At 66.9% G+C, this 21,119-nt stretch carries 21 protein-coding genes and 1 riboswitch; of the genes, 14 read left to right on the top strand and 7 right to left on the bottom strand.

The window, feature by feature from the left end; translation table 11 throughout:
- The 3 genes from AC5RV1_RS05990 to thiE all read right to left on the bottom strand — a co-directional run.
- Nucleotides 1–1,488 (bottom strand): DEAD/DEAH box helicase (locus tag AC5RV1_RS05990; protein ID WP_493993870.1); only part of this gene is annotated, 1,488 nt, incomplete at its 3' end.
- Between the two features lie 287 nt (nt 1,489–1,775).
- Nucleotides 1,776–3,278, bottom strand: a complete 1,503-nt coding sequence (locus AC5RV1_RS05985) for an RNB domain-containing ribonuclease (RefSeq protein ID WP_493993869.1) — start codon at nt 3,276–3,278, stop codon at nt 1,776–1,778.
- Between the two features lie 60 nt (nt 3,279–3,338).
- Nucleotides 3,339–4,076 (bottom strand): thiamine phosphate synthase, encoded by a 738-nt coding sequence (thiE, locus tag AC5RV1_RS05980; protein WP_493993868.1) that lies wholly within the window; start codon nt 4,074–4,076, stop codon nt 3,339–3,341.
- 27 nt (nt 4,077–4,103) lie between these two features.
- Nucleotides 4,104–4,222, top strand: a riboswitch (TPP riboswitch).
- Here thiE and thiO point away from each other — a divergent pair.
- The 4 genes from thiO (at nt 4,215) to AC5RV1_RS05960 (ending at nt 7,001) form a co-directional block, all read left to right on the top strand.
- A complete protein-coding gene (gene thiO / locus AC5RV1_RS05975; RefSeq protein ID WP_493993867.1) occupies nt 4,215–5,570 on the top strand; it encodes a glycine oxidase ThiO in 1,356 nt (451 codons plus the stop codon). Its footprint overlaps the riboswitch before it by 8 nt.
- Complete coding sequence (gene thiS / locus AC5RV1_RS05970; protein ID WP_493946679.1) at nt 5,567–5,803, top strand: sulfur carrier protein ThiS; 237 nt, start codon at nt 5,567–5,569, stop codon at nt 5,801–5,803. The genes thiO and thiS overlap by 4 nt, the downstream gene beginning before the upstream one ends.
- 4 nt (nt 5,804–5,807) lie before the next feature.
- Nucleotides 5,808–6,617: a thiazole synthase gene (locus AC5RV1_RS05965; protein WP_493946678.1), complete on the top strand. Its 810-nt coding sequence runs from the start codon at nt 5,808–5,810 to the stop codon at nt 6,615–6,617.
- Nucleotides 6,618–6,662: 45 nt separating this feature from the next.
- Nucleotides 6,663–7,001 carry a 4a-hydroxytetrahydrobiopterin dehydratase gene (locus AC5RV1_RS05960; protein WP_493946677.1) on the top strand — a complete coding sequence of 113 codons (339 nt, stop codon included), beginning with the start codon at nt 6,663–6,665 and terminating at the stop codon, nt 6,999–7,001.
- A gap of 71 nt (nt 7,002–7,072) precedes the next feature.
- Here the strand turns inward: AC5RV1_RS05960 and AC5RV1_RS05955 are convergent, their stop codons facing one another.
- The 3 genes from AC5RV1_RS05955 to AC5RV1_RS05945 are packed head-to-tail and all read right to left on the bottom strand — an operon-like array spanning nt 7,073 to nt 8,357.
- Entirely contained in the window at nt 7,073–7,375 is a 303-nt protein-coding gene (locus tag AC5RV1_RS05955) for a hypothetical protein (protein WP_493993866.1), read from the bottom strand.
- Between the two features lie 40 nt (nt 7,376–7,415).
- Nucleotides 7,416–7,640, bottom strand: a complete 225-nt coding sequence (locus AC5RV1_RS05950) for a DUF3107 domain-containing protein (protein WP_493946675.1) — start codon at nt 7,638–7,640, stop codon at nt 7,416–7,418.
- A gap of 51 nt (nt 7,641–7,691) precedes the next feature.
- Nucleotides 7,692–8,357 carry a TetR/AcrR family transcriptional regulator gene (locus AC5RV1_RS05945; RefSeq protein WP_493946674.1) on the bottom strand — a complete coding sequence of 222 codons (666 nt, stop codon included), beginning with the start codon at nt 8,355–8,357 and terminating at the stop codon, nt 7,692–7,694.
- Between the two features lie 84 nt (nt 8,358–8,441).
- Between AC5RV1_RS05945 and moeB the strand changes: the two genes are divergently transcribed.
- Complete coding sequence (moeB, locus tag AC5RV1_RS05940; RefSeq protein ID WP_493993865.1) at nt 8,442–9,641, top strand: molybdopterin-synthase adenylyltransferase MoeB; 1,200 nt, start codon at nt 8,442–8,444, stop codon at nt 9,639–9,641.
- Between the two features lie 225 nt (nt 9,642–9,866).
- On the opposite strand, the gene AC5RV1_RS05935 is transcribed toward moeB, so the two are convergent.
- Nucleotides 9,867–11,186: a glutamyl-tRNA reductase gene (locus AC5RV1_RS05935; protein ID WP_163162202.1), complete on the bottom strand. Its 1,320-nt coding sequence runs from the start codon at nt 11,184–11,186 to the stop codon at nt 9,867–9,869.
- Between the two features lie 158 nt (nt 11,187–11,344).
- On the opposite strand from AC5RV1_RS05935, the gene hemE reads away from it, so the two are divergent.
- The 9 genes from hemE (at nt 11,345) to AC5RV1_RS05890 (ending at nt 21,113) form a co-directional block, all read left to right on the top strand.
- The gene (gene hemE / locus AC5RV1_RS05930; RefSeq protein ID WP_493946671.1) at nt 11,345–12,439 is read left to right on the top strand and encodes a uroporphyrinogen decarboxylase; all 1,095 of its coding nucleotides are present in this window, start codon (nt 11,345–11,347) and stop codon (nt 12,437–12,439) included.
- Nucleotides 12,440–12,442: 3 nt separating this feature from the next.
- On the top strand, nt 12,443–13,864 hold the full coding sequence (gene hemG, locus AC5RV1_RS05925; RefSeq protein ID WP_493993864.1) for a protoporphyrinogen oxidase: 1,422 nt from the start codon (nt 12,443–12,445) through the stop codon (nt 13,862–13,864).
- A 106-nt stretch (nt 13,865–13,970) separates the two neighbouring features.
- Nucleotides 13,971–14,927 carry a hypothetical protein gene (locus AC5RV1_RS05920; RefSeq protein ID WP_493993863.1) on the top strand — a complete coding sequence of 319 codons (957 nt, stop codon included), beginning with the start codon at nt 13,971–13,973 and terminating at the stop codon, nt 14,925–14,927.
- 116 nt (nt 14,928–15,043) lie between these two features.
- A complete protein-coding gene (gene hemQ / locus AC5RV1_RS05915; RefSeq protein WP_163162208.1) occupies nt 15,044–15,745 on the top strand; it encodes a hydrogen peroxide-dependent heme synthase in 702 nt (233 codons plus the stop codon).
- A complete protein-coding gene (locus AC5RV1_RS05910) occupies nt 15,742–17,019 on the top strand; it encodes a ferrochelatase (protein ID WP_493993862.1) in 1,278 nt (425 codons plus the stop codon). The genes hemQ and AC5RV1_RS05910 overlap by 4 nt, the downstream gene beginning before the upstream one ends.
- On the top strand, nt 17,016–18,014 hold the full coding sequence (gene hemC / locus AC5RV1_RS05905; protein ID WP_493993861.1) for a hydroxymethylbilane synthase: 999 nt from the start codon (nt 17,016–17,018) through the stop codon (nt 18,012–18,014). The genes AC5RV1_RS05910 and hemC overlap by 4 nt, the downstream gene beginning before the upstream one ends.
- A gap of 60 nt (nt 18,015–18,074) precedes the next feature.
- Nucleotides 18,075–18,980, top strand: coding sequence for a uroporphyrinogen-III synthase (locus tag AC5RV1_RS05900; protein WP_493993860.1), 906 nt, complete (start codon nt 18,075–18,077; stop codon nt 18,978–18,980).
- 64 nt (nt 18,981–19,044) lie between these two features.
- A complete protein-coding gene (gene hemB / locus AC5RV1_RS05895) occupies nt 19,045–20,028 on the top strand; it encodes a porphobilinogen synthase (protein WP_493993859.1) in 984 nt (327 codons plus the stop codon).
- Complete coding sequence (locus tag AC5RV1_RS05890; RefSeq protein ID WP_493993858.1) at nt 20,025–21,113, top strand: LLM class flavin-dependent oxidoreductase; 1,089 nt, start codon at nt 20,025–20,027, stop codon at nt 21,111–21,113. Before hemB ends, AC5RV1_RS05890 begins: the two co-directional genes overlap by 4 nt.
- The last annotated feature ends 6 nt before the right edge of the window (nt 21,114–21,119 follow it).

The following is a 21,119-nucleotide window of genomic DNA, read 5'->3' as shown; positions in this document are numbered from 1 at the left end:
GCTGTCGTCGCGGTTTCCGCCCCTGCTGTCGCGGCCCCGGCTGCTGCGGTCCCGGCCGTCGCGTTCGCGTGACGGGCCACTGTCACGGCCGCCGCGGCTGTTCTTCTTGCCGGTTTCGCCCAAGTCTTCCAGTACCTCAGCGTCGACTCCGGCAAGGATGCGCTTGTCACGCGGCAGGCGGCCCTTGGTGCCCTCAGGGATGTCCAGGTCCTCGTAGAGGTGCGGTGAGGAGGAATAGGTCTCGATGGGCTCCGGCACGCTCAGGCCCAGGGCCTTGTTGATGAGGCTCCAGCGCGGCATGTCATCCCAGTCCACGAAGGTCACCGCCGTGCCCTTGTTGCCGGCCCGGCCGGTGCGGCCCACGCGGTGCAGGTAGATCTTCTCGTCTTCCACGCACTGGTAGTTGATGACGTGGGTGACGTCATCAACGTCGATGCCGCGCGCGGCGACGTCGGTGGCCACCAGGACGTCCACCTTGTTATTGCGGAAGGCACGCAGTGCCTGTTCACGGGCGCCCTGTCCCAGGTCGCCGTGGATGGCGGCAGCTGCGAAGCCGCGGTCCACAAGCTCCTCGGCCACCTTTGCGGCGGTGCGCTTGGTCTTGGTGAAGATAATGGTGCGGCCGCGGCCACGCGCCTGCAGGATGCGGGCCACAACTTCGGTCTTGTCCATGCTGTGGGCGCGGTAGATCAACTGCCGGATATCGCGCTTGGTGAGGCCCTCGTCATCGGGATCTGCGGCGCGGATGTGCGTGGGCTGCGTCATGTAGCGTCGGGCCATCGCAATGACAGGCCCGGGCATGGTGGCGGAGAACAGCAGGGTCTGGCGTACTGCCGGCGTGCCGGCAATGAGGGTTTCCACGTCCGGCAGGAAGCCGAGGTCCAGCATCTCGTCAGCTTCGTCCAGGATGACGATTTTGACGTTCTTCAGGCTCAGGTGCTTCTGCTTGTAAAGGTCGATGAGGCGGCCGGGTGTTCCCACCACGATCTCCACGCCCTTCTTCAATGCCTCCACCTGCGGCTCGTAGGCACGGCCGCCGTAGATGGTAGTGATGCGGGCGTTGCGTTTGCGGGAAGCGGTCTGCAGGTCATTGGCCACCTGCACGGCGAGTTCGCGCGTAGGGACGATGACCAGGGCCTGCGGGGCGCCGGGAACCGGGAGCTTGTCGTAGCCGGGGTCGTCCTGGCCCACCACGCGCTGGAGGGCGGGGATGCCGAAGCCGAGGGTCTTGCCGGTACCGGTCTTGGCCTGGCCGATGATGTCGTGGCCGGACAGGGCCACCGGCAGGGTCATGGCCTGGATGGGGAAGGGGTGGGTGATCCCGGCGTCGGCCAGGGATTCCACGATATCGGCCCGGACGTTGTAGTCCGCGAAGGACTTCTCCGCGATTTCGTGGGGCTTCTCGTCCGAGATGATGGTTTCTTCCGGCTCGATGGTCTCGGTGCCGGTCTCGTCGGTCAGAAGCTGGTGGGTATGCAATTCACTCACTGTGGAGTTTCCTTATTCATTTGGGCAGTGGCGCTGCCTGCTCAACGGGCCGGCCAAAGGCTGTTCCGGAGCACGCTCGGGCGCACAAGCAATTCCAGTGGAAGCCGATCGCGGGCTATCTAAATGCTGGCACTGGTGACCAGCGGGTGTATCTCAAGATCGCGTAGGGGCGGGCTTGTTGGTTTCAAATCAAGGAAATCAACGACCGGGCATCCATATCTACCTCTTCAGTCTAGCCGCAGGCGGCCCAAATCCCGGCTTTCCCGGCCGGGTGGCACTTTGCCGCACTACTCCACGAGTTCGAAATGGACTTCCCGCGTCACGATATCCGAGGAGACCAGCCGGACCCGGACCTTGGTTCCGGACACCAGTTCCCCGGCGCAGCGGGCGGTCACAGCGGGGTCTGCAATCTGGATGACTCCCGAACTGCCGTTCCCGTTGCCGTTCTTACCGTTGCCGTTCTTCCCGTTGCCGCTGCCGTTTTTGCCGTTTTCCTTTTGCGGCTTGGACCCGGAAATCACGATTGCGTCGAAATCCTGCCCGATGTGGTTAACCAGCAAGGCAGCCTCCACGGTGTCCAGGGCCATGCGCTCCATCCGTGATGCCAGCTGGTCGGACCCGGCCATGATCTCGGGCAGCGACTGAAGTGCCTCCCGTGCCCAGGCCGGTACATTGCCGCCGTTACTCAACGCCTCGCAGATCACCAGGACAAAGCGGTCCACGAGGCGGCGCAGGGGAGCGGTGGTGTGGGCATAGGCGGCACCAATGGCGGACTGGACTGCGTCCTTGGGGACGGCACCGTCAAAAGCCGTATAGGCGGCGCCACGGAACAGCATGCCGGCCGAATGCAGAATGGCAAGCTGGCGGGGATCGGTGGAATCGAGGCTGCGCAGGTATTCGCCGTACCTGACCTCACCGTCCCAGGGCTTGCCAAGGGCCTCTGTCTGCAGCCGGAAATGATTCAGGGAGCGCTCGTCCGGGGACGGCATGGTGCGCAGGATGCCCACTTTTCCCGCCAGCATCAGGCCCGCCGCCGCCATTCCGGTCATGAGGGATATCTGCGCGTTCCAGTCCTCCACCGGAAGCTGGGGAGCGGCGGCAATCCGATAGCCGCCGTCGGGAAGCTGGACGATCTCCTGTTCCGGCATGTTCAGGCTGGCACCGCCGCGGGCCCGTTCCAGGTCCACGCGCTTGAGCCCAACTTCCTTAAGGAGCTGCAGCACCGGCGAGGCGGTACCGGCGTCGAGCTCCGCCTGCACCCCTTTATAGCTGAGCTTCGCGCGGCTGCGCATCCGGGCCCGCTTTACGGCCACGGACGTCACCTCGGCGGCGCTGTCCAGGCGGAAGTCCCAGACGAACGCAGAGCAGTCCTGCCCGGGAAGGAGGCTCCCGGCCTCTTCGCTGATGACTTCTGGATGCAGCGGGATTCGACCGTCGGGGGCATAGAACGTCTGGCCCCGGCGGCGTGTTTCCGCGTCCAGGGGCCCGCCGGGGGCCACAAATGCGGGCACATCGGCGATGGCGTACAGCACGTGGTAGCCGTCGCCGTCGGCTTCAATAAACAGCGCCTGGTCCAGGTCGGTGGACGACGCCGGATCGATGGTGATGAATTCGACGCCGGTGAGGTCGTAGGCAGGGAGCTGCAGGGATTCGACTGCCGCTTTCGCGTCAGCCACCGCCTCGTCGGGGTAGGCGCCCGGCAGCTCCAGCTCGGTCCTCAGGGCACTCAGCGCTTCCTCAAGCGCGTTGTTGTGCTCGTGGACGTTGGGGGCCAGCCGATGGTGTGACACGAAAATCAGCCTAGCCGGAATCGGCTGCATAGTGCAGGCATCCGGCCCGGAGCGGCGTTGTCAGGAGTTTGGGGCGTCCAGGGCGGCGTGCAGTGCAGCGGCGGCGGCTGCGGGATCGTCCGCTTCCGTAATGGCCCGCACCACCACAATCCTGCGTGCGCCTGCGTCCACCACCTGCTCCACGTTGCCGTGGTCGATGCCGCCGATCGCGAACCAGGGAACACCGCCGTCGGACTGTCCCTCCTGCTCCGCCGGCCGGGCAGCGTCGGCGGCATACTTCACCAGCTCCAGTCCCACCGCTGCCCGCCCCGGTTTGGTGGGCGTTGCCCACACCGGTCCGACGCAGAAGTAGTCCAGCCCGGCGGGGCGGGCGGCCGCACCGAGCGCCGCGTCCACCTGGGCAGGGGTGTGGCTGGACAGGCCGATGGCGGCGTTGCCGTTGAGCAGGGTGCGTGCAGCGTCCAGGGGCAGGTCCTTTTGGCCGATGTGGAAGACGGGTGCCCCGGACAGCACCGCAATGTCGGCGCGGTCGTTGACAGCCCAGAGCCGGCCGTGCCGCTCTGCCGCTTCCTTGAGCACCGCCAGGAGTTCCAGCTCCTCTCCTGCTTCGATGGCCTTGTCGCGCAGCTGGATGATGTCCACCCCGCCGGCGTACGCTGCGTCCACGAACTGGCCGAAGTCGCCGCGGTCCCGGCGGGCGTCGGTGCAGAGGTAGAGGCGGGCGGCGTTGACGCCGTTGCTGATCTTGGCGCTGCTGAGTACGTCGGTGCCGGCGGCAGGGGTGTGGGACACATTCATGGGGGAAAGCCTAGTTCCTCTACACTGGCCTCGTACTGCGGGAGCCCGCGGCAGCTGTCACAAAGCGCCGGGCTGAGAGGGCGTCAGAGCCGACCGCTTGACCTGATCCGGCTAATACCGGCGTAGGGAAGGAGACACATGCGCGCATCACCAGAGCCCCTGGCCGTGGATGCGGCCAACACCATCCACGCTGATGTGGCGGTGATCGGCGGTGGAGTGATCGGCCACGGCATTGCGTGGGAGGCGAAGCGTTCCGGCCGTTCCGTGGTGGTGATCGATGACGCACCGGGTTCGGGGGCCAGCTGGGCCGCCGCCGGGATGCTTGCCCCGGTGAGCGAGCTGCACTACCAGGAGGAGGATCTCCTGGAATTCATGCTGGATGCCTCGTCCCGCTGGCCGGCTTTTGCCGGCGGCCTCACCGCTGCGTCGGGAACAGATCCGGGATACATTACGACGCCGACCCTCGCCGTGGGTGCCGACGCCGCCGACCGCCGCGCCCTGATGGACCTGCGCACCGTCCAGCAGGCCAGCGGCCTTTCCGTTGAGCCGGTAACTGTCCGGGACGCGCGACAACGGGAACCCCTGCTCAGCCCGGGGATCGCCTGCGCGCTGGACACTCCGGCCGACCACCAGGTGGATCCGCGGCTGTTGGTGGCGTGCCTGCGGGCCGCCTTGGCTCATGGCATGGACGACGGCGGCGGGAACAGGGACAAAGTTGCGGCCCGCGGTACTGCAGCAGCCGGCGTCGTCGGCGGGTTTGCGGTAGCGGCCAAGGCAACCGGGCTGCTGTGGCACGGGGGAGCTGTTGCCGGCGTGCGCCTGGCGGACGGGGGAACGGTGCTGGCCGCCGAAACGGTGGTGGCGAACGGGCTGCACGCGGCAGCTCTTGAAGGGCTACCCCCAGGGCTGAACCTGCCAGTGCGGCCCGTCCACGGGGACATCCTCCGCCTGGCAGTGCCCCGGCACCTGCAGCCCCTGGTGACGTCCACGGTCCGCGGGCTGGTGCATGGCGTTCCCGTCTATATCGTTCCCCGCAGGGACGGCACGGTGGTGATCGGGGCAACCCAGCGTGAAGACGCGCTGTCCGCCATGGACGCCGTTTCCGCCGGGGGCGTGTACCAGCTCCTCCGCGACGCGCAGGTACTGGTTCCCGCCGTCGCCGAACTCGAACTGCTGGAATGCACTGCACGCGCCCGTCCCGGAACGCCCGACAACGCGCCGCTGCTGGGGCGGGTTCCCGCCCCGGAGTCAGCGGCGGACCGGGAGCACGGGTACGTTGCCGGCCTCATCATCGCCACCGGGTTCTTCCGGCACGGAGTCCTGCTGACGCCCGCCGCAGCCGCCGTCTGCCGGGACCTTTTGGACGGCCGCGAGGACCCCCGTTGGGCGGCCTTCAGCCCGGGCCGCTTTTCCACGAGGGCAGGCGCCCGCTTAACCACGGGCTCAGCCTCCAACCACTTCCGCCACACATCGCCCACGAAGGAAACAGCATGAACATCACCTTGAACGGAACCCGGCACCCTGTGCCTGAGGGCGCCTCCATCACCGTGCTCGTCAGCCAGGTCACCGGCCGCCCCCTGGCCGCCAACGGGCAGGCAACGGACGGCCAAAAGCTTGGTGTGGCCGTGGCCCACAATTCCGAGGTTGTACCGCGCAGCCAGTGGTTTACTACCGCGCTCGCGGAAGGCGACGAGGTCGAACTCGTCACGGCTGTGCAGGGAGGCTGAGACCATGACCGAAACCATCACTACTCCAAGCGTGGCGGGCCACGATGATCCGCTGGTCATTGACGGCGTAACCCTGACATCCCGGCTCATCATGGGCACCGGCGGCGCGCCCAGCCTGGACGGCCTGGGGGCTGCCCTCCTGGCCTCCGGCACGGGTCTGACGACGGTAGCAATGCGGCGGTATTCCACGGCCGAGACGGGCTCGCTCTTCCAGCTGCTCGTGGACCACGGCATCCGCGTGCTGCCCAATACGGCCGGTTGCTTCACCGCCCGGGATGCCGTGCTGACGGCGGAACTGGCCCGTGAGGCACTGGAAACCGACTGGGTGAAGCTGGAAGTCATAGCTGACGAACAGACCCTGCTGCCGGACGCCGTCGAACTGGTGGACGCCACGGAACAACTGGTCAACAGGGGCTTCAAGGTTTTTGCCTACACCAACGACGATCCCGTCCTCGCGCTCCGGCTTGAAAACCTTGGGGCCACCGCAGTCATGCCGCTCGGGGCGCCGATCGGCACCGGACTGGGCATCCTGAACCCGCACAACATCGAGCTGATCGTTTCCCGCGCCTCGGTTCCGGTGGTCCTGGATGCCGGCATCGGTACCGCCTCGGACGCGGCCCTTGCCATGGAGCTGGGGTGCGACGCCGTGCTGCTGGCTACGGCCGTAACCCGGGCGCAGAATCCTGCCCTGATGGGGGAGGCCTTCAAACATGCGGTGATCGCCGGTAGGCTGGCGAAAGCGGCGGGCAGGATCCCGCGCCGCGAACATGCACTGGCGTCGTCGGCCATGGAGGGCCGGGCAGAGTTCCTGTAGCCCGCTCCCGGTGCCGCTCCGCCAGCCATAAGGTGAGGAGCAGCCATGGCCGGCAAGGACATTCTTTCTCCCGAGCGGCTCGAGGACGCACTGGCCGTCCTGACGGACTGGCGGTACAGCCAAGGTGCGCTGGTGACGGTGTACAAGGTGCCGACGGCGGCTGCCGCACTTGAGCTGATTGCCGCCGTCGGGCGCCTTGCCGAGGAACAGAACCACCACCCGGACCTAGACTGGCGGTACAACCGGGTGTTCCTCCTTTACACCTCGCATGACGCCGGGGGAGAAGTCACCGCCCGCGACGTGGGCGCGGCCGAGGCAGTGAGTGAAGCCGCCGCCGCGGTCCATGCGGTAGCCGAACCGGCCAGGCACCCAGCAGCCGCTTAAACAACTGTGACCACCACCCCGGAGGGCAGTGGTCACAGGCGTGCTTGGTGTGCGGGGCGGGGTCTTTCCGGCTAAAGCTTCAGCGCCGCAGTAATCCGTTCCAGATCATGCCTGGCCCGCGTACGGCCCAGATACAGGACCACGGCAACTGCCGCTGCTGCGCCCAAAACCATGGGCAGGACCCACGGCAGCCAGGTCATGCCCGGCAGGTAGCCGAAGCCTGCAGCCATCAGGATGATCCAGGTGACAGCTCCCACACCCACGGCAACGCCGGCCGGCAGGACAACACCGTATTTTGTGTGCCGCTTGTCGTTGGCCCAGACGATGAAACCTGCGGCCGCTGTCACCAGCACCACAATGGTCAGCGAAAGCATGGCTCTCCTTGGAATGCTCGCCCCTCAGCGGGGAACGGGGCTAGAACTGGCCGAAACCTACGCGGCGCTGTTCCTCGGCACCGATTTCTACATAGGCCAGTGCCTTGCCGGGAACAATGATCAGGCGTCCCTTGTCATCCTTTAGGCGCAGTTCGCTGCCGCTGGTGATGGCTTCCTCTACAACCTTGGCTACGGAGTCCGGATCCTCGACCGATTCCAGCACAATTTCGCGGCCAACATTTTGAACGCCGATCTTAATTTCCACAGGGGGCCTCCCAGCCGGTTCACGTTACTCGGGTTATGTCTTATTTGTAGTCTAGGACTCTTTGGGGAAGCGAGAGATTCCGCGCCAAGCTAAACGGTAGATGAGGTCGCTGGCCACATCGAGGTCCAGGTTCCCGTCGGTTTCGAGCCAGTAGCGGGCGCTGACCTGAGCCATCCCGGCGAGCCCGCGGCCCAGGAGCTCTGCCTCCAGGTGGGGAAGCTTGGTGTCCTCGGCGATGACGTGTGCAATGGCGTCGGCAAATGTCCGGTTAAAGGTCTCCAGCCGTGAGCTGACATCCGGATCGTTGATGAGGTCGGATTCGAAAACGAGCCGGTGGGCCTGGTCATCGTTGGCGATGAACCGGAAATAGGCCCGCATCACGGCCTGCACGCGTTCGTCGTTGTCAGTGGTGGAGTTCAGCGCCCCCAGCATCAGGTCCGTCAAGGAGGCCAGGTGGCTTTCGAGCAGGGCCAGGTACAGCTCCCGCTTTGAGGGGAAGTGCTGGTACAGGACCGGTTTGCTGACGTGGGCTGTCTCTGCGATTTCGTCCATGGCGGCGCCGTGATAGCCGTTGGCAACGAAGACTTCCTGTGCTGCGGAAAGAAGTTGTGCGCGTCTCTCATCCCGGGGAAGCCGGGCGGACCGTTGCCCGGCGGGGCGGGAGGCGGTTTGCGGTTCGGCTGCGGACGGGCGGTCAGCCCGTGCTTCATGGACCACAGTTGTCCTTCTTTCCCTTGCAGTTACCCCCACTCTACGTCGGGGTAATATGACCGGGCGGTATCCCGGGGCATACATTGAAGTATGGCTTCGACATTCTCCGCAAATGTTTCGACTATTTCACTGCCTCCGCTGGTTGAACCGGCCGGTGAGCTCACTCCTGACGAGGTGGAGCGCTACTCGCGGCACCTCATCATTCCCGAGATCGGCGCACTGGGGCAGCGGAGGCTCAAGAATGCCAAAGTACTGGTGATCGGCGCCGGCGGGCTCGGGTCCCCGGCGCTGCTGTACCTTGCGGCCGCGGGGGTGGGGACGCTGGGGATCATCGACGACGACGCGGTTGACCTCAGCAATTTGCAGCGCCAGGTCATCCACGGTGTGGCTGACGTTGGCCGGCCGAAGATCGAGTCGGCGCGGGACGCCATTGCTGCCCTCAACCCGTTGGTGGACGTCCGGCTGCATAACGTCCGGTTGGACGCCTCCAATGCCCTGGAGCTGTTCGCGGACTACGACCTGATCCTGGACGGCGCCGACAACTTCGCCACCCGCTACCTGGTCAACGACGCCGCCGCCATCCTGGGCAAGCCCTACGTCTGGGGCTCCATCTTCCGCTTCGACGGGCAGGTGAGCGTCTTCTGGGAAAAGCACGGACCCACCTACCGTGACCTCTATCCTGAGGCGCCGCCGGCAGGGTCTGTCCCTTCATGCGGTGAGGGCGGGGTGTTCGGCATGCTTTGCGCTGCGGTGGGGTCGCTGATGGTGACTGAGGCAGTGAAGCTGATTACCGGCGTCGGACGCTCGCTGCTGGGCAGGGTGGCCCTGTTCGACGCCCTGGGCGGCAGCTGGCGCGAGATCCGCGTCTCCAAGGACCCGGCTGCCGAGCCGATCACGGAGCTGACGGACTATGAGGCGTTCTGCGGCATTACGCCGGCGGCGCAGGCGGACACTGAACACACCGTCACAGCTACCCAGCTGGCCACCATGCTCGCGTCCCGGAAGGCCGGCCTGAAGGACTTTGAGCTCGTGGACGTCCGGGAGCCCGGCGAATACGACATTGTCAGGATCGACGGCGCCGTGCTCATCCCGCAGGGACGGATCCTTGCCGGGGAAGCGTGGAAGGAGCTGCCGCAGGACAAAGACATTGTGTTCCTGTGCAAGGCCGGGACCCGCTCGGCGAACGTCCTGGCGGCGGCACAGAAGGCCGGCTATCAGCGGGTCAGCCATCTCGACGGCGGCATCCTCGCCTGGGTCCGCGAGGTGGAACCCAACAAGCCCGTCTACTAAGCCCGGGCTCGCCCACCCCAACGCGCCATCACTTCCGCACCCTTTTGAACGGACGCTCTCTCACTTGACGCGCCTTTTCCGAGGACGCTCTCTCACTTGACGCGCCTTTTCCGAGGACGCTCTCTCACTTTCCTTTGGGAGAGTGAGAGGGCGTGGGTGGAAAGGGCACATTAAGTGAGAGAGCGTTGCCCAGAAGCGGGCAGGTTGTGGTGGGGCGTTGGCTGGTCAGGCGCTTTCGAGGCCCTGGTGGTCCACCGGGCACTCGGCCTGGGGAACGGCGCGGGCTGCCGGCTGCTCCACAGTAATGCCGTAGAGGGCCTCCAGCGCGGCAACGTACTCGTCCTGCTGGCCGTTGGCCGCGAGCTCGCGGGCGCGCACGGTGGGAACGTGAAGCAGCTGCTTGACCATGCGCCGAAGTGCGAACTCCACCTCTTCAGCTGCCGCCGTGCAGCCGTGCCGGGCACGGACCTTCTCCATTTCCGCGTCCAGGACGTTCATGGTGTGCCGCCGCAGTGCAACGATCGCGGAATCCACGGACCGGGCCTCCCGCTCCTGCTCGAAGGCCTTGGCTGCGCCGCTGACGATGCCGCTTGCCTGGGCCAGTGACTCAGCCTGTTCCTGCGGTGCGGCGAGGCGCACGGATTCCAGGGTCAACAGCTCAACGCCTTCCAGCTCGCCCACGCCGGGGTCGAAATCATGGGTAAGGGCCAGATCGATGGCAATCAGTGGCTGTGGCGAATCTGCGCGCACGAGGGCGAGTTCATCGGCTTCCACCCGGGTGTCCGAGCCGCTGCAGCCGATCATCACGTCCGCCGCAGCCACGGCAGGACGCAGCGTTTCCTCGTCAAGGGCCGTGCCGCCGCGGGTGGCCACAAAGCCTTCGGCGCGGCCTGAGGAAGAGAAGACGGAGATGTCGGTACAGCCCCGCTCACGCAGCAGCGCCATCGTGGCGCCGGCGTAGGCTCCGGTGCCGAAGACCACCACCTTCTTGGTGGACCAGTCAGGGTTCTCGGAAAGGTCAGTTGCCAAATCCAAAGCCACGGAAACGATGGAAAGTCCCCGTGATCCCAGTGCGGTCTGGGCGCCGACGTCCTTGGCTGTCTTTGACGCGGCCTGGAACAGGCGCACGAGTCCGGAGCTGGCGGTTCCTTCGTGCTGGGCGGTGATGAGTGCCCGGCGTACCTGGCCCGCGATCTCGCGTTCACCGACGACGGCGGAATCCAGCCCGGCGCTGACGGCAAAGAGGTGCTGGCTTACTTCAGGGCCGGTGCGGGTGCTGAAGGAGCGGGAAACCAGCGGTTCGCTGAGTCCGCTGACGTCGCTGATCTGGGCGACAAGCGCTGCGCGGGCGGCTTCAACGTCGTCCGGGTGGGGAGCCTCACCATAGATTTCGTAGCGGTTGCAGGTGGCAAGGACAACCGCACCCGTCACCGCCGGCGATCCGGAGAGAGCGGATGTGGCGATCCCAGAGGCACCGTTGCTCAACTGAGCAACGGTCTCAAGATCGATGTCGGCGTGTGTAGCCACCAATGAAAAAAGAACCACAGCAGGTCAATCATAGCTTTTTCGTTCCTCGGTAGAACAACCGCCCGGCCCGGATGCGGCCGGCCGGCGCTGTGATTCCTGCCACGACGGGGGAAAGGGCCCCTGGCGTGACAGCCTGTCGTTATCTTTTGCTGCTGTTTTTGGGCACAATCAAAGGCATGACTTCCAGCCCTGCCATGTCCGCTGCCGGCGCCCTCGCTGCAGACCATCCACTGGTGGATGGACGCACCGCAGACTCGCCGCTGATCACGGCCTACCGCGGCGGAAAGCCATCGCGCCGCCCCGTATGGTTCATGCGGCAGGCGGGGCGTTCGCTCCCTGAGTATCTCAAAGTCCGCGAAGGCATTGCCATGCTGGACTCTTGCCTGCGCCCGGAGCTCGCCTCGGAGATCACCCTCCAGCCGGTCCGCCGCCACGATGTGGACGCCGGAATCTTCTTCTCCGACATTGTCATTCCGCTCAAGCTGGCGGGCGTGGGCGTGGACATCGTGCCCGGAGTGGGCCCGGTCCTGGACAGGCCCGTCCGGACTGCCGCGGACGTTGCCGCCCTGCCGGAGCTGACCTGGGAGGCGCTCGAACCTATCCGCCAGGCGGTCCGGCTTACGGTGGCCGAACTCGGTAAGACCCCGCTCATCGGCTTCGCCGGGGCGCCCTTCACCCTGGCGGCGTACATGGTGGAGGGCAAGCCGTCCCGCGACCACCTCGGACCCCGCACTATGATGCACGCAGACCCGGAAACTTGGCGCGCCCTCGCCAACTGGGCCGCCGATGCATCCGGCATGTTCCTGCAGGCCCAGCTGGAGGCTGGTGCCTCCGCCGGGCAGCTGTTCGACTCGTGGGCAGGCTCCCTGGGCCTGGCCGACTACACACAATTTGTGGCCCCGGCGTCCAGGCGCGCGCTGGATCATGTAAGGCACCTTGGCGCCCCGCTCATCCACTTCGGCACCGGTACCTCCGAGCTTCTCGTGGCAATGCGGGACGTAGGCGTGGATGTGGTGGGTGTTGATTACCGCCTGCCGCTGGACGAGGCCAACCGGAGGCTGGGCGGATCGGTCCCGCTGCAGGGAAACATAGACCCCGCGCTGCTGTCCGCGCCCTGGGAAATCCTGGAAGCGCACGTCCGCGCTGTTATTGCCGCCGGTGCTGCTGCGCCCGGCCACGTCCTCAATCTTGGCCACGGCGTTCCTCCCGAGACCGACCCCGCCGTCCTCACCCGGGTTGTAGAGCTCATCCACTCCATCTCGCCGGAGTAACCCGTGGCGATTCACCCGGCTGGTGCCCCGCCCGCGTTGGTGCTGGGCGGTGGGATCTCAGGTCTCCTGTCCGCCCGGGAGCTGGCCGTTGCCGGGCACGCGGTGACAGTCCTGGAAGCCGGCGGTGAGTGGGGTGGCTGCGTCGGCAGCCATGTTGTAGCGGGCCTCACCCTGGACAGCGGGGCAGAGTCCTTCGCTACGCGGTCCGACGCCGTTGCCAGCCTTGCCGGGGAACTGGGCCTTTCGGACAGGATCGTTGCGCCCCGGCCCGGCGGCGCCTGGGTCCAGCTCCCGGACGGCCCCCGCGAACTTCCCAAGACAGGCGTTCTGGGAATTCCCGCCAACCCGTGGGATCCCGAGGTTCGCAGGTCCCTGGGCCTGCTCGGCTCGCTCCGCGCCTCCCTCGATAGGATCCTGCCCGCGTCCATCGGCACGGCTGCGGACGTTGTCAGCGTGTCCGCCCTCGTCCGGGCGCGCATGGGACGCCGGGTCCTGGAGCGGCTGGTAGCGCCCGTTGTGGGTGGCGTGCACTCGGCCGACCCCGGACTCCTGGACGTCGACATGGTGGCTCCGGGACTCCGCGCAGGGCTGCGGCAGCATGGCTCCCTGGCCGCCGCTGTTGCATCCCAGCGGCGCAACAGCGCCGGACCCGCCAAGGCAGGTTCCGCCGTGGCCGGGCTCGAAGGCGGAATGCACACCCTCGTCACCGCGCTGGTCAACGATCTGCAGGACCGGGGCGTTACGCTCCTGTCCGGAAGGCGGGCAACAACCGTGGCCCGGACGTCCGAAGGGTGGCGCGTTGACGCCGCGGGGGAGACGTTCGACGCCGGCCTGCTGGTCGTCGCAGTGGACGGCCCGGCCGCCGTCGGACTGCTGGAAAAGGCAGTGCCGGCAATTGCTGGGCAGCAACCAGGTTCCGGGCCTGACGTGCAGCTCGTCACTCTGGTCCTGGACAAGCCTGAACTGGACCGCCGTCCCCGCGGCACCGGCATCCTCGTTGCACCACAAACTCCCGGCGTCCAGGCAAAGGCCCTGACGCACGCCACCGGCAAATGGGACTGGCTGGCCGCCGCCGCCGGCTCCGGCAGGCATGTCATCCGGCTCTCCTATGGACGTGTTGACAGCACCGGCAACCAGCCCGGCGGACCGGATACCGACGACGGGCTCCTGGCGGCGTCGCTTCACGACGCATCCGCCTTGCTCGGAGTTGGCATCGGCCGGCAGGACGTTGTGGCGTGGGACGTTGTACGGTGGCGCGGTGCCCTGCCTTTTGCGGCCGTCGGACACCGCGCCCGGGTAACCGCAATCCGGGAAGCCTGCAACGCGGTGGGCGGCGTGGCCGTAGTAGGCGGCTGGGTAGCCGGGAACGGACTCGCCGCAGTGGTGTCCGACACGAAGAACCAAATCCGGAACCTGGCCGGCTGAACGTCCTCGCTGGTCAGGCCCGTAGAGGCACGGAAGCAGGGCTCTCCCGGACCGCCTTTGGGTGCTTTGCTGGTTTTCACTTCGCCGCCAGACATGGTTAGTGTCGATGACTATGTTTTACAACAGGTCCGATTTTTCCATGCCCCGGACCGGTATCCATGGGGGACTCCGACGCGGCGCAGCAGCTGCGGCAGTCGGGGCGGTACTGGTTCTCACGACGGGCGTCCCGGCGTCCCAAGCAAAAGAGGGAGCGCCCGGCCCTGGTGACCCCGGAGCCCCGGCGGTTGACACCAAATCCCTCCCCGTGGTGTCCCCGCTGAAGGGCCAGTCAGCTGCCGCCCGGGAGAATGCGCCGGGCCAGGACCGCGAGGGGAAGAGCAACAATGGCAACGTTCCTGCGGACAACGGGAAGGGTGCGGATGCCAAGCAGCCTGCCAGCCCCAGCCCGGCTCCTACTCCTTCCGCCTCCGCAATCCCGTCTGCCCTCCGTCCCGCCGTGAAGGCCACCCAAAAGTCATCGGCACCAACACCTTCACCTTCAGCCACCGCTCCGGCGTCCCCGGTTCCGACAACCAGCGCGCCCGCAGCCAGCACTCCGACAGCCACCCGGACAGCGCCGGGTGCTGCGCCTTCGGTTCCCGCTGCCGTGCCGGAAGCCCCGGGCACCGGCACCCCGGCTGCCCCTGCTGCCCCTGAGACGCCCGCAGGGGCAGGCGGGACGACACCGGCCCAGCCAGCCCCGCCCGCATCCGTTGTGGCAGCGGATCCTGCCACGCCGACGGCAGGCGAGCCCACCGCCGATGCCGCCGCAGGCGAAGCTGCTACCGCAACTGGGACGGGTGAAGTGGGCGGACAGGGCGGATATGTACCGCTTTACGCCGTGCCACGTACCCAGGCGGGGTGGGCGCCGTATGCTTCAGTCCCGAACGGCAACAGCGTCCGGAGCAGCGCGGTGCTGGCTGCGCAGCCGGAGCCGAAGAGTGCCCTGGTGTGGCTTGGCTCGGGGCTGGTAGGGGTGGCTGGTGCCGCCGGACTGGTCTTCTTCCGCCTGCGAAATCCCTAGGCACGGACCTCCGGGGATCCGCAAACAACGGATGCTGCTGTGACATTGAGCACTTCTACGGGCCGTAGAACTCGCTGGTTTCGACTTGGCGGGTACGAAGGGGCAAACTTGTAACCATGAGCCACACTTCTGCCGAATCTGTCACTAAAACCGAAGAATCAGCCGAGCAGTTTTTCACCCTCTGGACGGTCTTCAAGCGTTCCGAGGCACTGGTGCGCAGCGCCGCTGCTGCCACCGACTTCGAGGCCCTGCTGGAACGGCTTGCCCAGGCCGGCGTGACTCACCGCGGCAGTTACGACGTTTCCGCCATGCGGGCCGATGCGGACGTAATGGTGTGGCTCCACGGGCCCAAGCCCGAAGCCCTGCAGCAGGCCATCCGGGACATCCGCCGCAGCACCCTCTTCGCCGGCACCGAGATTGTCTGGTCCGCCATGGGTGTGCACCGCGAGGCTGAGTTCGCCAAGAACCACACCCCTGCCTACTCCCGCGGCGTCGCACCGGCAGAATGGCTGTGCGTCTACCCGTTTGTCCGCTCCTACGAGTGGTATATCCTGCCCGAGGCTGAGCGCGGCAAGATGCTCCGCGACCACGGCCTGCTGGGCCGGGACTTCCCGCAGGTCATTTCCAATACTGTCTCCTCCTTCGCGCTGGGTGACTGGGAATGGATCCTGGGCCTTGAGGCACCTGAGCTCGTGGACCTGGTGGACCTCATGCGCCACCTTCGCGCCACGGAAGCGCGCAACCACGTCCGGGAAGAGATTCCGTTCTATACCGGACGCCGTATCTCGGCGGAAGAAGTTGCAGAGGTGCTGGCATGAGCCCCCTCGAAGCACGCGATCCCCATGGTGTGGCGGCCGTTAACCCCGTGACAGAGGCCGGCCGCATGGCCCCCAAGAATTACGACGCCGTCCTCCTTGCCTCCTTCGGCGGCCCGGAAGGCCAGGAAGACGTCATCCCGTTCCTCCGCAATGTGACCCGCGGGCGCGGAATCCCGGACGAGCGGCTTGAGGAAGTCTCCCACCACTACCGTGCAAACGGCGGCATCAGCCCCATCAACCAGCAGAACCGCGAGCTGAAGGCAGCACTCGAGGCCGAGCTCGGCGCCCGCGGCATTGACCTTCCCGTGCTGTGGGGCAACCGCAACTGGGCCCCGTACATCCCGCAGACCCTGCAGGATGCGTACGACGCCGGGCACCGCCGCCTGCTGATGATCACCACGAGTGCCTACTCCTGTTACTCCAGCTGCCGCCAGTACCGTGAAGACATTGGCATGGCGCTGACTGAGACCGGCCTGGACGGCCGGTTGGAAGTGGACAAGGTGCGCCAGTACTTCGACCACCCCGGCTTCGTGGAGCCCTTCGTCGAGGGCACCGCCGCGGGCCTCGCGGAGGTCCGGGAAAAACTGGCAGCCGCAGGCACACCCGACGCGCCCGTCCAGATCCTGTTTGCCACGCACTCCATCCCTACCCGCGACGCAGACGCGGCAGGCCGGTCCGAGGGCGAACCCCGCGAATTCGAAGAGGGCTCCGCGTACGTTGCCCAGCACCTGGCCACCGCAGCCGCCGTCATCCAGCGGGTGGAAGAGGAATCGGGCCTTACCGCCCCTTGGTCGCTGGTGTACCAGTCCCGTTCCGGGGCCCCGCACGTGCCGTGGCTCGAACCGGACATCAACGACGCCATTGAAGAGCTTGCCGGCCAGGGCGTCAAGGGAATCGTTATTGTGCCCCTCGGCTTCGTGAGCGACCACATGGAAGTTGTCTGGGACCTGGATACGGAAGCCCTGGAAACATGCGCCAACCTGGGACTCGCAGCTACCCGCGTTCCCACTCCCGGCACCCACCGCAGATTCGTCAACGGCCTGGTGGACCTGATTTCCGAGCGGACCGTGGCCAACAACGTCAGCGACCGCCCGGCAGTGACCGCCCTTGGCCCCTGGTACGACGTCTGCCGCCCGGGATGCTGCGCAAACTTCCGCGGCGAGAAGCCCACCATCGCAGGGGCGGACACCACCGTGGGCACTGGCCATGATCCTTATCCGGCCGACGCGGAGGCCAACCAGCCAGGCACGGCCGGGGGAGCGCCGCAGCAGTGACAGTCCGCATCGGAACCCGCGCCAGCAAGCTGGCACTCACCCAGACGCAGCAAACCGCTGACCAGCTGGCCGCCGTCGGAGGCTTCCCGGTGGAACTCGTCCACATCAGGACCGACGGTGACGTCCTCACGGGCTCGTTGTCCCAAATGGGCGGCACGGGCGTTTTTGTCGCCGCGCTGCGCGATGCGCTGCTCCGCAATGAGTGCGACGTGGCCATCCATTCGCTCAAGGACCTGCCCACCGGCGCGGCAGTGGGACTTAGCCTTGCCGCCACACCAAAGCGGGTGGACGTCCGCGATGTCCTCTGCGCCCGGGACGGGCTCAAACTTGCCGATCTCCCCTCAGGCGCCACCGTGGGGACCGGCTCGCCCCGCCGTGCGGCCCAACTGCGCACCGCCCGGCCCGACCTTGAAATCCTGGATATCCGCGGCAACGTGGACACCCGCCTGGGCAGGGTTCCCGGACTTCCGGGGAACGCAACGGACCAGGTGGTTGCGGGCAAGTCCTGCGACCTCGATGCCGTGGTTCTCGCGGCGGCAGGGCTGGAACGCATCGGCCGGCTGGATGCCGTCAGCGAGTTCCTCGAAACGGACGTTATGCTTCCCGCCGCCGGCCAGGGATCCCTCGCCATTGAGTGCCGCACAGCCGACGCCCCGCCCAGGCCGGGCTCCACTGAGGGTTCCAAGGATGTCCTTGCGCAGGCACTGGCCGCGCTGGACGATCCGGATACCCGGCTCGCTGTTACGGCTGAGCGGGCCCTGCTGGCCCGGCTCGAAGCCGGCTGCGCAGCACCGGTGGGCGCCTACGCCTTCCGGAAGGGCAGCATGCTCCATCTGGAAGCCGTGGTCTGTGCTGTGGACGGCACCGCTTCAGTCCGGGACAAACGGGCAACGGACGGACTCACGGAAGTAGGGGCCACCCTGCTGGGCATCGAACTCGCCGAAGTCCTCCTCGCCGCCGGTGCCGCCGATATCGCAGACCTGCAGGCTTCCTGAGCCGGCCATGGGACTGCCTTCCCGCCGTGTCCAGGACCGCCCTCTTGGGGAGGGGTAGGCGTGGCGGACCGCACCGCCAACGGAGCAGTCGGGTCCGGGAGCGGGAAGCTGCTTAATGGGGCCCGGGTACTGATCACCCGCAGCCCGGAACGCTCACTGCCCCTGGTAGCGGCACTTGAGGAGGCCGGCGCCGAGGCGCTCCTGCTGCCGCTGATCGACTTCGAACGTGCCGCGGACCAGCACTCCCTGGACGTGGCCTGCGATGCGCTCGGTGCCGGCGCATTTGAATGGTTGATCATCAGCAGCGCCACCACGGTCCATGTGCTCACCGCCAAGGCAACCGAACGGGGCCTCACGCTGCGCCAGTGGATACCTGCCGCCACCCGGATCGCTGCGATCGGACCGGCCTGCCGGCGTCTCCTCGAAGCCGCCGGCCTGCCGGTGGATCTGATGCCCAGGGACGAACAGTCCGCTTCGGGACTGCTCGAGGTATGGCCCGCCAGCACCGGTAAGGTACTTCTTCCCCAAGCGGACATCGCGCCTGCACGACTCGCCGAAGGGCTGGCGGCGGCAGGCAGCACGGTCACGGCAGTGACCGCGTACCGCACCGTCGACTATCCCGCGGCAGCGGAGCGCAGGCTGGCCATACCGCCGGAGGATGCGGAGCCGGGGCGGGGCACGCCGTCGTACTCCCTGCTTGCACCGGAAGCAGCCGCCGCCGAAATCGCGGCCGGGCGGATCCAGGCAGTAGTGGCCGCCTCGCCCAGCGCCGTCCGGCGAATCCATGCGCTCTCGCCGCTGCACGGCTGCCGCCTCGTGGCGATCGGAAGGTCGACGGCGGAACAGGCCGCCTCCCTTGGCTTGCCTGTGGCTGCAATCGCCGGCGAGCCCACGCCACAAGGACTGGTGACCGCCGTCGAAACGGCACTTGGCACCGGTGGGAATTCCGGCCGGCAACCGCCCTGACCTGCCGGAAAACCGCCAGCCAGGACTTCCGCCCACCCCTCGAACCATTCCCAAGGACAGGACCATGACTTTTCCGAGCCACCGCCCCCGCCGCCTCCGCACCACTCCGGCCATGCGCCGGCTGACCGCTGAAACCCGGCTGGCGCCGGCCGAGCTGATCCTCCCGGCCTTCATCCGGGAAGGCCTCACCGAGCCGAACCCGATCACGTCGATGCCCGGAGTTGCCCAGCACACCACGGAGACGCTCAAGCGGGCTGCGGCAGAAGCTGTTGAGCTCGGCCTTGGCGGCATCATGCTGTTCGGCATCCCGGAGGCCCGGGACGCCGAGGGCACCGCCTCCCTTGACCCCGACGGCGTCCTGAACAAGGCCATCCGGGATGTCCGCTCGGAGGTCGGCGACGACCTGGTGGTCATGAGCGACGTTTGCCTGGATGAGTTCACCGACCACGGGCACTGCGGCGTACTGGACGCCGAGGGCTACGTGGACAACGACCGCACCGTTGAGATCTACGCCCGGATGGCCGTGGCACAGGCCGACGCGGGTGCCCACATGCTGGGCCCCTCGGGCATGATGGACGGCCAGGTCGCCGCCATCCGCGCCGCCCTGGACCAGGCAGGGTACACCAATACCTCCGTTATTGCCTACGCGGCGAAGTACGCGTCGGCCTTCTACGGTCCGTTCCGGGAAGCCGTCGACTCCCAGCTCAAGGGGGACCGGCGCACGTACCAGATGGACGCGGGCAACCGCACCGAAGCCCTTCGCGAGGTTGAACTGGACCTCGCCGAAGGGGCAGACGTGGTGATGGTGAAGCCGGCCATGAGCTACCTGGACATCGTCGCCGACGTGGCGGCGATGAGCCCGGTCCCTGTGGCGGCCTACCAGATCTCGGGGGAGTACGCGATGATCGAGGCTGCTGCCGCCAACGGCTGGATTGACAGGCGTGCGGCTATCACCGAATCCGTGCTCGGCATCCGCCGCGCGGGCGCCCACATGGTGCTGACATACTGGGCAGCTGAACTGGCCGGCTGGTTGAAGGAGTCCCGATGAGCGAAATCCCGCCCCTTCCCACGGCCCCGGTGGGCGCGGACAGGATCCTGATCGGGCTGAACACGTTCGGCGACGTCGGCGAGAACCCGGACGGCAGCCCGCAGCCGCATGCCCAGGTGCTGCGCCAGCTGCTCGAACAGGCTGAGCTGGCGGACGCCGTCGGACTTCACGCCTTTGGCGTGGGCGAGCACCACCGCAAGGACTACGCGGTATCCGCGCCCGAGGTCTTCCTCGGGGCCGCTGCCGCCCGCACCACCAGGATCCGCCTTGGCTCCGCGGTCACTGTCCTGAGTTCGGATGACCCCATCCGGGTATTCCAGCGGTTCTCCACCGTGGACGCCCTATCGAACGGCCGCGCCGAAGTGATGCTGGGCCGGGGCTCCTTTATTGAATCCTTTCCGCTGTTCGGGCTGGACCTCGCAGACTATGAGGTCCTGTTTGAAGAGAAGCTGGAGCTGTTCGACAAGGTACGGGCGCAGAAGCCGGTGCACTGGGAAGGCCGCACCAGGCCGGCCCTTTCCGGCCTGAGCGTCTACCCGCCCCTGGAACGCCACCTGCTGCCCACCTGGATCGGCGTCGGGGGAACACCCGAATCGGTGCTTCGGTGCGCGCAGTATGGCTACCCCATCATCTTCGCGATTATCGGGGGGCAGCCGCGCTCGTTCCGGCGGCTCGTGGAGCTGTACCGGGAAGCCATGACCAAATACGGCCACCCCATGCAGCAGGTTGCCACGCACTCGCCCGGCCATGTGGCAGATACAGACGAACAGGCCCGGGAGGAACTCTTCCCGCACTGGCTGAAACTGCGGAACAAGCTTGGGGCCGAGCGCGGCTGGGGACCTGCCGGACGGGGGGAGTTCGACGCCCTGTGCGCTCCCGAGGGCGCCCTGTACGTAGGCTCGCCCGAAACGGTGGCACGGAAGATTGTCCTGCTCAAGCAGAACCTGGGCGTGGACCGCTTCGACCTCAAGTACAGCAACGGTCCCTTGCCGCACTCCGCCATGATGCGCTCCATCGAGCTCCTGGGGATGGCGGTGGCGCCGCGGGTCGCGGAATTGCTCGCAACTGAAGCGCCGGCTAACTGAGAGAAT

The sequence above is a fragment of the Arthrobacter sp. Hb9-2 genome, from assembly GCF_059091165.1.
This window is presented reverse-complemented; position numbering and strand designations above follow the sequence as displayed.

Bases quoted from the DNA above. Each gene is read 5' to 3' on its own strand.
- thiE (WP_493993868.1), bottom strand. From the start codon at position 4,076: ATGAATGTGTCCCACACCCCTGCCGCCGGCACCGACGTACTCAGCAGC.
- thiO (WP_493993867.1), top strand. From the start codon at position 4,215: ATGCGCGCATCACCAGAGCCCCTGGCCGTGGATGCGGCCAACACCATC.
- thiS (WP_493946679.1), top strand. From the start codon at position 5,567: ATGAACATCACCTTGAACGGAACCCGGCACCCTGTGCCTGAGGGCGCC.
- AC5RV1_RS05965 (WP_493946678.1), top strand. From the start codon at position 5,808: ATGACCGAAACCATCACTACTCCAAGCGTGGCGGGCCACGATGATCCG.
- AC5RV1_RS05960 (WP_493946677.1), top strand. From the start codon at position 6,663: ATGGCCGGCAAGGACATTCTTTCTCCCGAGCGGCTCGAGGACGCACTG.
- AC5RV1_RS05955 (WP_493993866.1), bottom strand. From the start codon at position 7,375: ATGCTTTCGCTGACCATTGTGGTGCTGGTGACAGCGGCCGCAGGTTTC.
- moeB (WP_493993865.1), top strand. From the start codon at position 8,442: ATGGCTTCGACATTCTCCGCAAATGTTTCGACTATTTCACTGCCTCCG.
- hemE (WP_493946671.1), top strand. From the start codon at position 11,345: ATGACTTCCAGCCCTGCCATGTCCGCTGCCGGCGCCCTCGCTGCAGAC.
- AC5RV1_RS05920 (WP_493993863.1), top strand. From the start codon at position 13,971: ATGACTATGTTTTACAACAGGTCCGATTTTTCCATGCCCCGGACCGGT.
- hemQ (WP_163162208.1), top strand. From the start codon at position 15,044: ATGAGCCACACTTCTGCCGAATCTGTCACTAAAACCGAAGAATCAGCC.
- AC5RV1_RS05910 (WP_493993862.1), top strand. From the start codon at position 15,742: ATGAGCCCCCTCGAAGCACGCGATCCCCATGGTGTGGCGGCCGTTAAC.
- hemB (WP_493993859.1), top strand. From the start codon at position 19,045: ATGACTTTTCCGAGCCACCGCCCCCGCCGCCTCCGCACCACTCCGGCC.
- AC5RV1_RS05890 (WP_493993858.1), top strand. From the start codon at position 20,025: ATGAGCGAAATCCCGCCCCTTCCCACGGCCCCGGTGGGCGCGGACAGG.